Origin of the sequence: Antarctobacter heliothermus, assembly GCF_900188425.1 — a bacterium.
In the GTDB taxonomy this organism is placed as follows: Bacteria; Pseudomonadota; Alphaproteobacteria; order Rhodobacterales; family Rhodobacteraceae; genus Antarctobacter; species Antarctobacter heliothermus.
On record NZ_FZON01000046.1, the window covers coordinates 1 to 15047 of the forward strand.

15 protein-coding genes and 1 pseudogene are annotated in these 15047 nt (G+C 64.2%); 13 read left to right on the top strand and 3 right to left on the bottom strand.

Annotated features, from left to right (window positions below):
• Nucleotides 1-261: pseudogene (locus CHB90_RS19030) on the top strand (IS5/IS1182 family transposase); the annotation flags it as partial.
• Between the two features lie 61 nt (nucleotides 262-322).
• Nucleotides 323-598, top strand: a complete 276-nt coding sequence (locus CHB90_RS19035) for a hypothetical protein (RefSeq protein ID WP_089279437.1) — start codon at nucleotides 323-325, stop codon at nucleotides 596-598.
• Between the two features lie 493 nt (nucleotides 599-1091).
• On the opposite strand, the gene CHB90_RS19040 is transcribed toward CHB90_RS19035, so the two are convergent.
• On the bottom strand, nucleotides 1092-2138 hold the full coding sequence (locus tag CHB90_RS19040; RefSeq protein WP_089279438.1) for an aldo/keto reductase: 1047 nt from the start codon (nucleotides 2136-2138) through the stop codon (nucleotides 1092-1094).
• A 147-nt stretch (nucleotides 2139-2285) separates the two neighbouring features.
• Between CHB90_RS19040 and CHB90_RS19045 the strand changes: the two genes are divergently transcribed.
• The 6 genes from CHB90_RS19045 to truB all read left to right on the top strand — a co-directional run bounded on the left by CHB90_RS19045 (nucleotide 2286) and on the right by truB (nucleotide 8745).
• Nucleotides 2286-2900 carry an ImuA family protein gene (locus CHB90_RS19045; RefSeq protein ID WP_089279475.1) on the top strand — a complete coding sequence of 205 codons (615 nt, stop codon included), beginning with the start codon at nucleotides 2286-2288 and terminating at the stop codon, nucleotides 2898-2900.
• Between the two features lie 84 nt (nucleotides 2901-2984).
• Nucleotides 2985-4220, top strand: a complete 1236-nt coding sequence (locus tag CHB90_RS19050; protein ID WP_089279439.1) for an MFS transporter — start codon at nucleotides 2985-2987, stop codon at nucleotides 4218-4220.
• 105 nt (nucleotides 4221-4325) lie between these two features.
• The gene (metG, locus tag CHB90_RS19055) at nucleotides 4326-6038 is read left to right on the top strand and encodes a methionine--tRNA ligase (RefSeq protein WP_089279440.1); all 1713 of its coding nucleotides are present in this window, start codon (nucleotides 4326-4328) and stop codon (nucleotides 6036-6038) included.
• 9 nt (nucleotides 6039-6047) lie between these two features.
• Entirely contained in the window at nucleotides 6048-6818 is a 771-nt protein-coding gene (locus tag CHB90_RS19060; RefSeq protein WP_089279441.1) for a hypothetical protein, read from the top strand.
• On the top strand, nucleotides 6815-7765 hold the full coding sequence (locus CHB90_RS19065) for a hypothetical protein (RefSeq protein WP_089279442.1): 951 nt from the start codon (nucleotides 6815-6817) through the stop codon (nucleotides 7763-7765). The genes CHB90_RS19060 and CHB90_RS19065 overlap by 4 nt, the downstream gene beginning before the upstream one ends.
• Nucleotides 7766-7833: 68 nt before the next feature.
• The gene (gene truB, locus CHB90_RS19070; RefSeq protein ID WP_089279443.1) at nucleotides 7834-8745 is read left to right on the top strand and encodes a tRNA pseudouridine(55) synthase TruB; all 912 of its coding nucleotides are present in this window, start codon (nucleotides 7834-7836) and stop codon (nucleotides 8743-8745) included.
• Nucleotides 8746-8820: 75 nt separating this feature from the next.
• Here truB and CHB90_RS19075 read toward each other — a convergent pair whose 3' ends face one another.
• Both CHB90_RS19075 and CHB90_RS19080 read right to left on the bottom strand, forming a co-directional pair.
• Nucleotides 8821-9642 carry an alpha/beta fold hydrolase gene (locus CHB90_RS19075; protein WP_089279444.1) on the bottom strand — a complete coding sequence of 274 codons (822 nt, stop codon included), beginning with the start codon at nucleotides 9640-9642 and terminating at the stop codon, nucleotides 8821-8823.
• On the bottom strand, nucleotides 9642-10319 hold the full coding sequence (locus CHB90_RS19080; RefSeq protein WP_089279445.1) for a haloacid dehalogenase type II: 678 nt from the start codon (nucleotides 10317-10319) through the stop codon (nucleotides 9642-9644). The genes CHB90_RS19075 and CHB90_RS19080 overlap by 1 nt, the downstream gene beginning before the upstream one ends.
• Nucleotides 10320-10509: 190 nt before the next feature.
• Between CHB90_RS19080 and CHB90_RS19085 the strand changes: the two genes are divergently transcribed.
• The 5 genes from CHB90_RS19085 (at nucleotide 10510) to CHB90_RS19105 (ending at nucleotide 15042) form a co-directional block, all read left to right on the top strand.
• Nucleotides 10510-10938 (top strand): FKBP-type peptidyl-prolyl cis-trans isomerase, encoded by a 429-nt coding sequence (locus CHB90_RS19085; protein ID WP_089279446.1) that lies wholly within the window; start codon nucleotides 10510-10512, stop codon nucleotides 10936-10938.
• Nucleotides 10939-11014: 76 nt separating this feature from the next.
• Complete coding sequence (locus CHB90_RS19090) at nucleotides 11015-12133, top strand: hypothetical protein (RefSeq protein WP_089279447.1); 1119 nt, start codon at nucleotides 11015-11017, stop codon at nucleotides 12131-12133.
• A 67-nt stretch (nucleotides 12134-12200) separates the two neighbouring features.
• A complete protein-coding gene (pcaD, locus tag CHB90_RS19095; RefSeq protein WP_089279448.1) occupies nucleotides 12201-12989 on the top strand; it encodes a 3-oxoadipate enol-lactonase in 789 nt (262 codons plus the stop codon).
• A 4-nt stretch (nucleotides 12990-12993) separates the two neighbouring features.
• Nucleotides 12994-13704: an alpha/beta fold hydrolase gene (locus CHB90_RS19100; protein WP_089279449.1), complete on the top strand. Its 711-nt coding sequence runs from the start codon at nucleotides 12994-12996 to the stop codon at nucleotides 13702-13704.
• Between the two features lie 6 nt (nucleotides 13705-13710).
• Complete coding sequence (locus CHB90_RS19105) at nucleotides 13711-15042, top strand: lyase family protein (RefSeq protein ID WP_089279450.1); 1332 nt, start codon at nucleotides 13711-13713, stop codon at nucleotides 15040-15042.
• The last annotated feature ends 5 nt before the right edge of the window (nucleotides 15043-15047 follow it).

The window sequence follows — 15047 nt, forward strand, 5'->3', positions numbered from 1 at the left end:
TGGAAGCCATCGACTGCAGGGGCTATCGCTCGGAACGAGGCGCTGCGCGCTTCGAAATACCTTGGCCGCGCCATCTGGAGAAAATGGAGCGGATACCACCGACGAAGCCGCGCCGAGACGAAGATGCATTGCGTGAAGCTGCTGGGGCAGAGCCTCATGGCGCGCGACTTCGATCGTCAGGTCGCCGAACTTCAGATCCGCGCCGCCGTGCTCAACGGCTACACCGCGCTCGGCATACCCGTCACAGAGCCTGTGGGATAATTGCGTCCGGGGAAAGGGGAACTCCGGACGTTACCGACTTTGCGCAACAAAGCCCTTCGGCATGGAAAAAGAGCTATTCGAAACTGCCTGCTCTCTAATTGCATCCAAGCAATCCATTATTGGCCTTACCGGTGAATTCGACGCCTATCAGAGCAAGCTTGTGGCAGCAGGAATTTTGACAGAATCCGTCACTGTTTTCGAAAACGTTTCCAGGATTACCGGGGGTTTCGACGAGGCGATTGCACGCCTGAAACCGGATCAGGCGAAGCTTTTAACCGAGTACACAATCTGGGATGATAAATTGATCGCCTTTGCTCGATCAATCGAAAACTCCTGAATCATAATGGCAAAAGGCTGAGCTGGCTGGTGTGCCCCTAACACCGCAGGCACTTAAGTTAAGCGTTCCCCGTTCTGTCAGTTTTCGATGATCGATGTGCGTACTCTTAAAGGTACCCTTGCTTAACTCGTCTCTCCAGAACGGCTAAATGGTGCAAAATTCATGAATCTCGCACTCCCCATGATCACAAATGATTTCAATACCTTAGGTCATGTTGCCCCCGTACGCTGCGCAGCACTCCGGACAATGGGTTCATCTCTGCCGAATACCGCGATCGATCAGGATGCTCGCTCTCTCATCACACCCCTGCCCCAACCAAAGCACCGTCCGCCTGTAAGCCTTCATACGCCGAAAATTGCGCCTCACCCCCGGCCTGAAACACCCCACTCCAAAGCGGGAAACCCTAACAAAACCTAAAAACGTCTCTGTAACCCATTGATTTCTCACAGGCGCAGACGTGTCCACGCGTGGACACGCCCTCAAAGCCCTCAGATCAATAGGGCATCGGATGCGCCTTGTGCGCCTCATCCAGCGCCGCCAAAAGCTCCTCAGACAGCGTCACATCCACGGCCCCCAACAGATGCTCCAGCTGCTCAAAAGTCGTCGCGCCAAAGATCGAGGAGGCCACAAAAGACCGCCGCGCCGACCACGCCAGCGCCATGTGCGAGGGATCAATATCAAAGTCCCGCGCCACCTTCAGATAGGCGTCCACGGCGGCAAAAACCCGGTCCGTCTTGCGCCCGCCCATGCCCTCATTCAGGCTCATCCGCGAGCCTTCAGGGATGGCCCCGCCCTGATACTTGCCGGTCAAAAACCCCGCCCCCAAAGGCGAGAACGGCAGCAGGCCCACATCCTCATAGATCATCATCTCGGCCAGATCCGTATCGGCCAGACGGCAGAGCAACGAATATTCGTTCTGAATGGACGCCACCCGCGGCCCGCCCACACGCTCGGCCGCCTCCAGCCACATCTGCGTGCCCCAAGCGCTTTCATTCGACAGGCCAAAGGCGCGGATCGTCCCGCGCTTGACCTCATCCTGCAGCGCGCCCAGACAATCCTCCATGTCGGCGATCACCTGCGCCCGCGTCCACCCCGACTGCGCCGGATCGTAGCTCCAGTTCTTGCGGAACATATAGCTGCCCCGGTTCGGCCAGTGGAATTGATAGAGGTCGATGTAGTCGGTCTTGAGCCGCTTCAGCCCGGCCTCGACCGTCTCACGGATCGTCTTGGACGAGATCGGCGCCCCATCGCGGGCAAAGCTGCCCTCGCCGGAATGTTTGGTGGCCAAAATCCACTCACCCCGCCGCCCCGAGGCCGCGTTCCAATCGCCGATGATTTCCTCCGTCCGCCCCAGAGTTTCGGCCCGCACCGGGTTCACCGGATACATCTCGGCGGTGTCGATAAAGTTGATGCCCGCCTCCAGCGCGCGGTCGATCTGGCGAAACGCCTCAGCGGGCGAAGTCTGGTTGCCAAAGGTCATTGTGCCAAGGCAAAGCTCGGACACCTGCAGGCCGCTTTGGCCCAGCGGGTTCATTTTCATGGGATCGTCCCGTCATCTGTTTGCTTTGGACGCAAAATGACACCTCCCGCCCGGATGGCAAGGGGGGCCACGCGCCGCACGTCCCATGTTGGACCTTCAACATTCAAAGTCTTGAGAACAAAGTGCGAACATGCTATGGATTCGGACATGACCATGGCCTCTGCCCCCGCCCTTCTGTCCCGCCGCCCTCACACGCCGCCGCCCGCGCTAGTGCTGTGGCGCGACCTCATCTTGCCGCTGTGCCGGGTGCATGAGCTGTGCGGTCAGGCGCGGCGCACGCTGGCGCTGCATATTGCGGCGCAGGCGGGGGGGCCGGTGATCTGGATCACCCGCCGCCACAGCCCCGATCAACTGAACCCCTGCGGCATGGCCGGTATCCTGCCCCCCGGCGATGTGATCTTTGCCGCCACCGACCGCGCCACGGACAGCCTGTGGGCGATGGAAGAGGCATTGCGCAGCGGGGCCGCGCCGGTGGTGGTCGCCGATCTGGCGGAACCACCCGGCATGACCCCCGTGCGGCGCCTGCATCTGGCCGCCGAATCCGGCGCCGAGGTCGGATTGTGCCGTCCGCTGGGGCTGATCCTGACGCCGGGCGCGGGCGGCGCACCGGGGGTCGAAACACGGGTCCGCTGCGATGCCGCCCATGGCCCCGGACAAACCGCCTGGCGGATCGAACGGCTGCGCGCACGGATGCTGCCGCCCAAGGTGTGGCGGCTGGCCGACAATCGGCTGCCCCCCTGGGCCGCCCCCTCATCCACCTGACCGCCCCCGGAAAAAGACCGAAACGACGAAATTTATGTCGCAAGGCCACCTGACTTCCGTTTGCGAAAGGCGCAGAACGGGGCCATGCGCCTGGTCATCTCATTTGCCTCCCTCTTTCTGTCCGTCATCCTGCTACAGCTTTCCTCGGGCAGCGTCGGGCCGCTGGATGCGCTGTCTGGCCTGAGCCTGAACTTTACCAACGCCCAGATCGGCTTTCTCGGCTCGGCGCATTTCGCCGGGTTCTTTGTTGGCTGCTGGTGGGCGCCGCGCCTGATGGGCAATGTCGGCCATTCACGCGCCTTTGCCGCCTTTACCGCGCTGGGGACCATCGGCATCCTGGGCCACATCCTGACCGACAACCCCTACGCCTGGGCCGCGCTGCGGATTGGTCAGGGGATCTGTGTGGCAGGCTGCTACACCGTGATCGAGGCCTGGCTGCACGCCAAGGTCACAAACGAGAACCGCGGCCGCGCCACCGGGGCCTACCGGCTAGCCGACATCACCGCCTCACTGGGCGCACAGTTGATGATCTCTGTCCTGCCGCCCGCGCATTACGTCAGTTACACACTGCTGGCGCTGCTGTGCACCGCAGCCCTGCTGCCGCTGACACTGTCCCGACTGCGCCCGCCGGAAACACCAGAGGCGCCGCGCCTGACACCGGGACTTGCCTGGGCGCGGTCGCCATTGGCGGTGGCGGGTGTGCTCGTCTCTGCGCTGTCAAGCGCGTCCTTCCGCATGGTCGGGCCGATCTACGCCACCGGAGTCGGGCTTCAGACCGGGCAGATCGCGCTGTTTCTGGCCTCTTTCGTTGCGGGTGGCGCGCTGGCGCAATACCCGGCGGGCTGGCTGGCGGACCGATATGACCGGCGCTGGGTGCTGATCTGGCTGTCCGTCGCCGCCATTGCCAGTTGCACCCTGACCGCCACCGCCACGGGGCTGCCCACGGCCGGAATCATGCTGACGGCGGCGCTGTTCGGGCTGACGACCTTTCCGATCTTCTCGATCGCCGCCGCCCACGCGCATGACTTTGCCGCATCGGAAGAGCGTATCGCCCTCTCGGCGGCGTTGATGTTCTGGTACGCCGTGGGCGCCATCGCCGCGCCCTGGATCGCCTCGCTGCTGATCGAGTGGTATGGCCCGCCCGCGCTGTTTGTCATGATCGCCGTGGGCCATGCGTTCCTGGTGATCTTTGGCCTGATCCGGATGCAAAGCCGCCGGTCCTCGGACAGCCGCACCCGCTATATCTATACGCCGCGCTCCAGTTTCATGGTGGGCCGCCTGCTGTCCAGCACGCGCGAGCGCACCAAAAAGGACACCTGAGACACCGCGCAACGGAACGAGACTCGGTTTGCAACACGCTCTGGCCTCTCGGGCGCAGGGTCGGTACACCATGCGCAAACCTCAGGACGGACAAGCGCGCAGATCATGGCACGACATCTCATCACTTCCGCCATTCCCTACATCAATGGCATCAAGCATCTGGGCAACCTTGTGGGCAGCCAACTGCCTGCGGATCTGTATGCCCGCTACCTGCGCGCCCGTGGGCATGAGGTGCTTTACCTGTGCGCCACGGATGAACACGGCACCCCAGCCGAACTGGCCGCCACCAAGGCGGGCAAGCCGGTGGCCGAGTATTGCGCCGAGATGTGGGAGGTACAGGCCAAGCTGGCCGAGGGGTTCCGCCTGTCCTTCGATCACTTCGGGCGGTCGTCGTCGGAACAGAACCGCAAGCTGACGCAGCATTTCGCCAAGGTGCTGGACGAACAGGGCCTGATCCGCGAAGTGTCCGAGACGCAGATGTATTCCAAGGCGGACGGGCGTTTCCTGCCCGACCGTTATATCGAGGGCACCTGCCCCAACTGCGGCTTTGAGAGCGCGCGCGGCGACCAATGCGACAACTGCACCAAGCAGTTGGATCCGGTCGACCTGATCAATCCGCATTCGACCATCTCTGGCTCGACCGATCTGGAAATGCGCGAGACCAAGCATCTGTACCTGCGCCAATCGGCGATGAAGGAGCAGATCGAGGAGTGGATCGACACGCGCGTCGGCTGGCCCGTGCTGACCACCTCCATCGCCAAGAAATGGCTGAACGATGGGGACGGGTTGCAGGACCGGGGCATCACCCGTGACCTTGACTGGGGCGTGCCAGTCCAAAAGGGCGATGAGCCCTGGCCCGGCATGGAGGGCAAGGTCTTTTACGTCTGGTTCGACGCGCCCATCGAATACATCGCCTGTTCCCAGGAATGGGTCGAGGCGGGCAAAGGCGACGACTGGGCGCGCTGGTGGCGCACCGACAAGGGTGCCGACGACGTGCGCTATACCCAGTTCATGGGCAAGGACAACGTGCCCTTCCACACGCTGTCGTTCCCGGTCACGATTCTCGGGAGCGGTGAACCGTGGAAGCTGGTCGATTACATCAAGTCCTTCAACTACCTGAACTATGACGGCGGTCAGTTCAGCACCTCGCGCGGGCGCGGCGTGTTCATGGATCAGGCGCTGGACATCCTGCCCAGCGACTATTGGCGTTGGTGGCTGCTGTCTCATGTGCCGGAAACCTCGGACAGCGAATTTACTTGGGAATCCTTCCAGTCGGGCGTGAACAAGGATCTGGCCGATGTGCTGGGCAACTTCGCATCGCGCGTCACCAAATTCTGCCGTTCGAAATTTTCCGAGGCGGTGCCGGACGGTGGCGCCCCCGGCGAGGCCGAGGCCAAGTTGGTTGCAGACATCACCGCCAAGGTGCGCGAGTATGAGACGCACATGGAGGCCGTCGAGATCCGCAAGGCCGCCGCCGCCCTGCGCGGGGCCTGGGTGCTGGGCAACGAATACCTGCAAGAGGTCGCGCCGTGGACCACCTTCAAGACGGACCCGGAACAGGCTGCGATGCAGATCCGTCTGGCGCTGAACCTGATCCGGCTTTACGCGGTGATCTCTGCCCCGTTCATTCCGGACGCCTCTGCCGAATTGCTGACCGCCATGCACGCCGAGGGCGCCGACTGGCCCGATGACGTCGCGGCCGCGCTGACCGCTCTGCCCGCCGGTCACGCCTTTGACGTGCCCGAGGTAACCTTTCGCAAGATCACGGATGCAGAGCGCGAAGAGTGGCAAGAGCGGTTCGCAGGCAAAAGGGACTGAGCGGCGGCGATGCCTGCGCGCCTCGCCACCCCGGTCCTGACACTCTGCCTGGCCGGGGCGGCGACAGCGGTCTGGCGTCTTCTCTACCCACTCACGGATTGGGCCGGGGTGGCCTTGGGCCTGTTGGCCCTGCTCGTCTTCATGAGCAACTGGCAGGTCGGCATCACCCTCCACCGCGCTCGGCTGCAGGCCGCGCTGCAGCCGGATTCGCCCTTGCGGCACTGGCTGACAGGACGGGTGCGGACGTTCCTGTCCGCGTTTGCCTTTGCCTGCGCGTTCCTCGTGCTGGCCGCCGCGCAGGTGCTGGAGGCCGATCCGCTTGAATTGACCCTTTACGGTGTCCTGACCGGTCTCACGGCCCTTACCACCTGCGGCTCCCGCCATATCCTGCTGCGCCATCTCCGCCCGCCATTTGCAGCGGCGGCGGCCGTGACCCTGTCCACTCTGATCTGCGGGCTGATCTTCACGCCGCTACTCTTCGTCGCCGCCTGGACGTACAAGAGCTTTCCGGGCGAGATTCGTGGCGCCGCCACACTGGCCGAGGCCGCGCTGGCCGGGTTGCGGGATCTTCCGCCGCGCGGCGGCTGGATCGCCGAGGCACTGGCCCCGATCCGCGCCTTTGAGGCGGCCAAGCTTTGGCTGGCCACGCGCGCGGCATGGGCCGGGTGGGGACCCCTGCTGTTTGCAGCCGAAAGCGCGGTTTTTTCCTTTGTTCTCGCGCGCGCGGCGGCTTTAATGTCCCTGATCGTCGCGTCGACAGCAGGATCCAAAGACCCGTGACACCGCCGAAAACAGATAGGACCAGAACCACGACGCGGTTCTTCTGGGGAACGCTGGTCGCCCTTTTCGCAGTTGTGTCCATTGCCGCAGTCGCGGCCTTTCTGCACAAGCCAGCACCCACCCACTTAGACATCCCGCCCACCCGGCTGGAAACCGCGCTGACCGAAAGCGTGGAAAAGGCCCGAGCAGAGGTTGTCAGCGACCTCGATACCTATCTCGACCCCGTCTATGCCCCGGCCTATGCCGCCATCCCGCGTTACGCGGATTTCCACTATTCCATCCTTGGCGAATATGTCGAACTGGGCGAAGCCGCGTTGGGCCAGTCCAGCGAGGCGTTGGAACAACGGCTTCTGGCCGGGTTTGACGCGCGCTTGACCAATGCCGCTGCCGGGATCGACGCAACCTTTGTGCAGGCCTACCGGGACACGGTCGAAACCCGAATCCGGCAAGAGGCCGCGCCCGAGACGTTCGATCTGCCTTTGGGAGAGATGACCGCCAGCGCCATTTCAGACGCGGTGCAACGGGCCAAAGTTACGGCGCCCGTCGCCGCAATGGTCGCGCTTGGCGGCAAAAGCGCGCTCAAGGCGACGGCCAAGCTCTTTGCCAAGAAGTTGGCCACCAAGGTTGCGTCCAAGGCCGCCGCCAAGGGCATCGCCAAAGGCGGCGGCATCGCCGCCGGCGCGGGCGGCGGGGCCCTGCTGTGCAGTTGGTTGGGGCCCGGTGCCGCCATCTGCGGTGCTGCCGGGGCACTGGTGGTCTGGCTGGCGACCGATGCGGCGATCATCGGCCTGGACGAATATTTCAACCGCGACGAATTCGAGGCCGAGCTGCGCCTCATGCTGGACAAGGACCGCGCCGCAAAGCGTCTGGTGCTGGAAAACGCCCTGACCCGCAAAGCGTCGGCGATGGAGGACTTTCGCCTGAATCAGCTTGCCCCCGCCAAGTGACCCCTGCGATTGACAGCCCCCCGCCTGCTTGATACCTCGCCGCCTTCCAATTCATGCAGGGGCATCACATGGCACGCAAACGCAAGGGACGCGATATTTCGGGCTGGCTGGTTGTCGACAAACCCGCAGGCCTGACCTCGACCGCCGTCGTCAACAAGGTCCGCTGGGCGCTGGACGCGAAAAAGGCCGGCCACGCCGGCACGCTGGACCCCGAGGCGACCGGCGTTCTGGCCGTGGCGCTGGGTGAGGCGACCAAGACGGTGCCCTACATCACCGACGCGCTCAAGGCGTACCGCTTTACCGTGCGCTTCGGACAGGCGACCAACACCGACGATGCCGAGGGTGAGGTGATCGCCACATCCGACCTGCGCCCCACCGACGACGACATCAAGGAGGCGCTGCACGGTTTCGTCGGGGACATCATGCAGGTGCCGCCGCAGTTCTCCGCCGTCAAGATCGACGGCGAACGCGCCTACAAACGCGCCCGCGACGGCGAGGAAATGGACATCGCCGCCCGCCCTCTGTGGGTTGAGGAGTTGGTGCTGACCGACCGGCCCGACGCGGACACCGCCGAACTGGAGATGATCTGTGGCAAGGGCGGCTATGTCCGGTCCATCGCCCGCGATCTGGGCAAGATGCTGGGCTGCCACGGCCATGTGCTGCGGTTGCGTCGGGTCTGGTCCGGCCCGTTTGAGGCTCATAACGGCCTGACCCTGGAGGCGATCGAGCAAATGGCGCGGACGCCCGAACTGGACGACCATATCCTGCCGTTGGAACTGGGCCTGACCGATCTTCCGGAACTGCACTGCACCGCGCAGGGGGCCGCGCGTTTGCGCAACGGCAACCCTGGCATGGTGATCCCCGGCAATGTCGAATACGGCGATGAGGCATGGGTATCGTTCGAGGGCCGCCCCCTGGCTGTGGGCCGCTACAAGGCGGGTGAGTTGCACCCCTCAAGGGTCTTCAACCTCACCGACTAGGGGTCTTTCTGCCGGGGACGGTGGGCGGGGCGACTTGGCCCCGCAGGGGGCAAGAGCGCCGCTCCCGTGTCCCGGCTATTTCAGCATGCCCAGCCACTTGTGCAGCGCCTCCAGCGCCTCGGGCTCATCCAGAAACGGGATATGCCCGCGGCCCTTGACCTCGACCGCGATCATGTCCGGGCGCCGCTTTTGCATCTCGGCAAAGCACGCAGGCGTCAGCAGGTCTGAATTTTCGCCTCTGAGCGTACACAGCGGCAGGCCTGCCAGGGCATCGAAATAGGGCCACAGATCCGGGGCGGGCTGCACATTGCCGCCCAGCACCGCCTCACGCAGCTTGGCATCATAGGGCAGGTCCAGCCCGTCCTCTTCCTGCACAAACAGCCGCTCGGCCTCTTCCAGCCAGCGGCTTTCGGGCACGCCGACAAATCCGGTCATCACCTCTGCCCGCCGCTGCGCCACCTCAGCCAAGGTCTTTTGTGGCGGCCTGCGCCCCAGATAGCCTTTGATGACCTCCAGCCCCGTCTCCGCGATCTCCGGCCCGATGTCGTTCAGCGCCACGCCCAGCAACCTGTCCTTGACCGTTGCGGCCAGAACCATGGCGATCAGCCCGCCACGCGACGTGCCCAGCACCGCCGCCTTGTCCAGCCCAAGATGGTCCAGCAGTTCCATCGCGTCGCGCCCTTCGACAGGGATCTGATAGGTCTCGTGCGGACCCCGGTCCGACTGCCCGCGCCCGCGATAATCCAGCCGGATCAGCCGCACGCCCGTCAGATGCGGGGCTACGAAATCGAAATCCCGGCTGTCGCGCGTCAGCCCCGCAAGGCACAACAGCGGAAGGCCTTCGCCCTCATCGCGATAAAACAGCGACAACCCGTCAGAGGTGGTGAAATGTGGCATCAGACAAGCTCCGGTATGGTAGTCAGATCACTCAGGACGTGGGCCGGTTGCGCCATCAGGCGATCCATCGGCAGGCCCATGCGGTTCACCCAGACCGTGTCGAACCCATAGGCCGCCGCGCCCGCCGCATCCCATCCGTTGGACGACACGAACAGCACCTCCTCCGGCGCACAACCGAATTCCTGCCCGACAAGATCATAGACCGCGCGCGCGGGTTTGAAGGTGCCCACCGTTTCCACCGACAACACCGCGTGCAGGAACTCCCCGACACCCGCGCTGTCGACCGCGCCGTCCAGCATGTCGCGGCTGCCGTTCGACAGGATCGCCGTGCCGACACCCTTGGCGTTCAGCTTGGCCAGCATCATCGGCACTTCGCGGTAGGCGGGCAGTTCCCAGTACAGCGCCAGCAACCGTTCGCGCAGTTCCAGATCGTCCAGACCGGCGCGTTCCATCGCCCAGTCCAACCCGTCCTTGGTGACCTGCCAGAACGGCACATAATCCCCCGTGACCGCCCGCAGCCAGCTGTATTCCAGCTGCTTGGCGCGCCAGTCGGCAGCCAGTTGCGGCCAGACCTCTGCCAACGCCGCGCGCCCCGGTTCCTCCGCCGCCACAAGCGCGGCCCCTGCCACGTCGAACAGCGTGCCATAGGCATCGAATACGCAAACCTTAGTGGCCATGAATGCCCTCCTCTCGGGATTTTGCGGCACCCTGACACGGGCCGCTGCCGCCGAAAACCCCGATCCGGGCGAAAGCCGCGCAGACAATCGTTTGCAAACCGCGCTCCGGATGCTTAGTTTACTGCAAATCTTGAGCACCCGGGACGCCCCCGGCCTCACCCAATCACCCCCCAAACATCGAGGTTCCCCCATGACGCAGGTCAAATCCGGCGACACCGTGCGCATTCACTACACCGGCACTCTGACAGACGGCACCAAGTTCGATTCCAGCGAAGGCCGCGACCCGCTGGAATTTACCGTCGGTGAGGGCCAGATCATCCCCGGCCTGGAACAGGCGATCCCCGGCATGGCCGTGGGCGACAAGAAAACCGTCGCCGTCCCGGCAGAAAACGCCTATGGCGACACCAACCCCGACGCCCGTCAGGATGTGCCGCGCGCCGAGATCCCCGACGACATCCCGCTGGACCTTGGCACCCAGTTGCAGGTGCAGGCCCCCGACGGCCAGGTGCTGCCGGTGACCGTGGTCGCCGTGACCGAAGAGGTCGTGACACTGGACGCCAACCACCCGCTGGCGGGCAAGGATCTGACCTTTGACATCGAACTGGTCGAGATCGCCTGACTTTCGCCAGACACTTGCATCTCCCGAATCGAGAGCAGATTGATGGGCCTGTTATTCCAAATGACAGGCCCATTTCATGACCACGATTGTCCGTCTCCTTACTTCTCTGACCTTCTTGGTTATTGCCGGCCCAGCGCTGGCCGGAACGTGGAGCAAATTGACCCCGACCGGGTACGGCGACTGCGCTCTGTTGTTCGAGGGCCCCATTGCCAAAGGGGATCTGACCCGCGCCATTGACGACGGGCTGCTGGACGACTTCGCCCCCCGTATCTGCCTCAACAGCCCCGGCGGATCACTGGCTGAAGTGCTGGCCTTTCTCGAAGCGTCGGATCGACCCGAAAACGGGTTCTACTTTGGAACGCGTGTGCGCACGGGAGACGAATGCCTGTCCTCTTGCGCGATCCTTTTCATGTTCGGGTTGAGCTTCGGCGCCAACAGCCCCTCCCCCAGCCGACAGTTGGCCCCTGGCGCAAGGCTGGGTTTCCACTCGCCCTTCATTCGGGACGGCGCAGCCCCTGCAACGTCGGACGCAGAGGTCTTCTCCGTCGCGCTGCAGGTCGTCAAACTGTTGGCAGACCGTTCTTACAAGGCCACATCAACTGCGGGACCGGCATTGCCGCAGGAGCTATTGGCGCTGGTGCTGGGAACACCGTCGGCAGAGATGCATTACGTCGACACCTTCGCCGAAGCACGACTGTTGGGCATCGAGATGACGCAAAACATCGAATCCAACACCATTTTCACCGACACACCGGAAAACATGGACCGGTTGGCGCGACAGATCTGCCAATCGAGTCACACCCTGACATTTCGGCAGTCTTTCGTGAAGGAGGGGTACGATTTCGATGATCTCATTGCCCGTGCCTCGGACCCGACCAAGGCCGACATCGTCTTTCCCGGGAACCATCAAGTCCATTTCAGAGGTCGCGTCCAACCGCAGACCAACCAACCCGAAAAGTACATCTCTGTCCTGACGGGTCCGGGCTATTTTCAACCTCACTGGAACAGCGCTGGGTCATCCATGTACTGCCGCGTCGAACTCCAGATCAAACGCGTCCGCGGCGGCGCCCAAATCCCCTACTACACTGCAGACTTTAGTTTTCTCGGCCTTGTAGATCTGACCAGAGACCCAGGACAAACAACGACGTTTTGGGAAATGAGCATTGGTCTACTTCCGCTCTCCACACGGTACTGAGCTGCGGCAAGCCCCTTTCTCCTCACCCGGACTTCGGGGTAGACCGAAACCAACGGAGGGACACGACATGCACATGGCTCAATTCGGCGACCTGCGCCTGCACTACGACGTTACCGGCCCCGAGGATGGCACGCCTGTCGTCTTTGCCAACTCGCTTGGCACTGACTTCCGGCTTTGGGACAAGATCCTGCCGCTGCTGCCCGCTGGTCTGCGTATCCTGCGGTTCGACAAACGCGGGCACGGGCTGTCGGATGTGCCGGACGGACCCTACAGCATGGGCGCGCTGATCTCGGACACCGAAAAGCTGATGGAGCATACCGGGTTCAAGGACGCGATCTTTGTCGGGCTGTCCATTGGCGGCATGATCGCGCAGGGGCTGGCGGCCAAGCGTCTGGATCTGGTGCGCGCGATGGTTCTGTCCAACACCGGGGCCAAGATCGGCACCCGCGACATGTGGGCAGAGCGGATCAATGCTGTGAATGAGGGCGGGCTGGCGTCGGTTGTGGACCCGACGATGGACCGCTGGTTCTCCAAACCCTTCCATGCGGACCCCGAATTCCCGGCCTGGCGCAACATGTTCCTGCGCACGCCTGCGATGGGCTGGACCGGCTGCGCTGCTGCCATTGCGGGCACCGATTTCATCAGCACCACCAGCGGGCTGCGCCTGCCGACACTGGCCATCGCCGGGTCCGAGGACGGATCGACCCCGCCCGATCTGGTGTTCGAGACCGCAGACCTGATCCCCGGCGCGCAAAAGGAACTGATCCGGGGCGCGGGCCACCTGCCCTGCGTGGAAAAGCCCGAGGAATACGCGGCTATTCTATCCGCTTTCCTTAAGGCCCAGGGCGCGGCCTGACCCGGTGGCGCGCATCCTGCTGATCCACGGCGCGGCGCATGGTGCATGGTGCTGGCGCGACACGCTGCCCGCGCTGACTGCGCTTGGCCACGAGGTCCGCGCCATCGACCTGCCCTCACATGGGGACGACCCGACCCCGGCGGGCGAGGTCACGCTGGAGGATTACGGACGCGCGATCATTGATACTCTGGACGGACCAACGGTGCTGGTGGGGCATTCCATGGCCGGCTATGCCATCACGCAGGCGGCCGAAATGGACCCGACGCACATCGCCGGACTGGTCTATCTGTGCGCGTACGATCCGTGGCCCGGACTGGGGCTTGCCCAGATGCGGATGGAGGCGGACGAACAGCCGCTATTGCCGGCGATCCGCATGGCCGAGGATCGACTCAGCTTTACTTTCGATCCGGATATGTCCTCCGATCTGTTTTACCACGACTGCCCGTCAGAGACGGTCGCCTACGCGCTGGACAACATCTGCCCGCAATCGGTTGCCGCCTCGAACACGCCCGTAGACCTGACCGAAAACTCCCGTGCCCTGCCGCGCAGCTATATCATCTGCGCCAAGGACCGCGCCATTCCGCCCGCCTTTCAGTGCGTGATGGCATCGCGGTTCGACCCCACCCGCGTGGCCAACCTGCCCAGTGGCCATTCGCCGTTTTTCTCCATGCCTGATGCGCTTGCCCGCACCATCGACACCCTAGTGAAAGCCTGACCGCCCATGCCCGCAACGCCCTTTGACAGCGCCCATCTGACCCGCCTTTTCGCCACCGGCGACACCGCCCGCCTGTTTTCGGACAGCGCCGAGATCCGCGCCATGATGCTGGTCGAGGCGGCGCTGGCCAAGGCGCAGGCGGCACAGGGCATGATCCCCGAAATCGCCGCCGCCGCGATCCAGCGCGCCAGCGTCGAATGCCAGATCGACCCGGCGCAACTGGCCGAGGCGACGGGACAGAACGGCGTCATCGTGCCCGCCTTTGTCAGCGCGTTTCGCGCCGCGATGAGCGCACCGGAACACGCGCAGTACCTGCACTGGGGTGCAACCTCGCAGGATATCCAGGACACCGGGCTGATGCTGCGACTGCGGCAGGCTCTGGCCCAGCAAGAGCACCGCCTGCGCGCCACCCTGACGGCACTGGCGCAGCTGGCAACAGACCATGCAGAAACGCCCATGGCCGGGCGCACCTACGGTCAGCACGCCACGCCCGTCAGCTTTGGTGCCCAGGTGGCCGCATGGGGTTGGCCGCTCATGGACGCGTTGAAGGCACTGCCCGCCCTGCGTGACAGCGCGCTGCGCGTGTCGCTGTCGGGCGCTGCGGGCACCGGGTCCGCACTGGGCCCTGATCCGGCGGGTCTGCGAACCCATATGGCCGAGGCGCTGGGGCTGACCGATCCCGGCCATAGCTGGCACAGCGACCGCACGCCGCTCCTGTCCATCGCCGGGTGGTTCACCCGCACCGCGCTGGTCGCCGGCAAGATGGGTGAGGACCTGATCCTTGCCACCCAAAGCGGCATCTCCGAAGTCCGCCTTGGCGGATCTGGCGCGTCCTCGACCATGCCGCAGAAACAGAACCCCGTGGCCCCCTCGGCCCTTGTTGCGCTGGCCCGTCACGCGCAGGGTCTGGATGCCACGCTGCAGGGTGCCAGCCTGCACCGCCAGCAACGCGACGGCGCGGCGTGGTTCACCGAATGGCTGTGCCTGCCGCAACTGGTGCTCAGTTCCGCCGCCGCGATGACCCACGCACAAAAGCTGGCCGAGACGTTAACCCCCGACGCGGACGCGATGCAGGCCACGCTGGACGCCACCGGCGGCTTGCTCATGGCAGAGGCGCTGTCCTTTGCGCTGGCCGAAACAATGCCCCGGCCAGAGGCTCAGGCCCTGTCAAAGGCCCTGTGCAAAGAGGCCATCTCCAGGGGAAGCCCCCTGTCAGAGGTCGCCCGAGCCGCCCATCCCGATCTGCCAGCCTCCCTGTTTGATCCAGCCACGCAGATGGGCACCGCCCCGGCGGAGGCCCGCACCTTTGCCAAGGCCGTCACCGCCCTGACGGACTGACACCG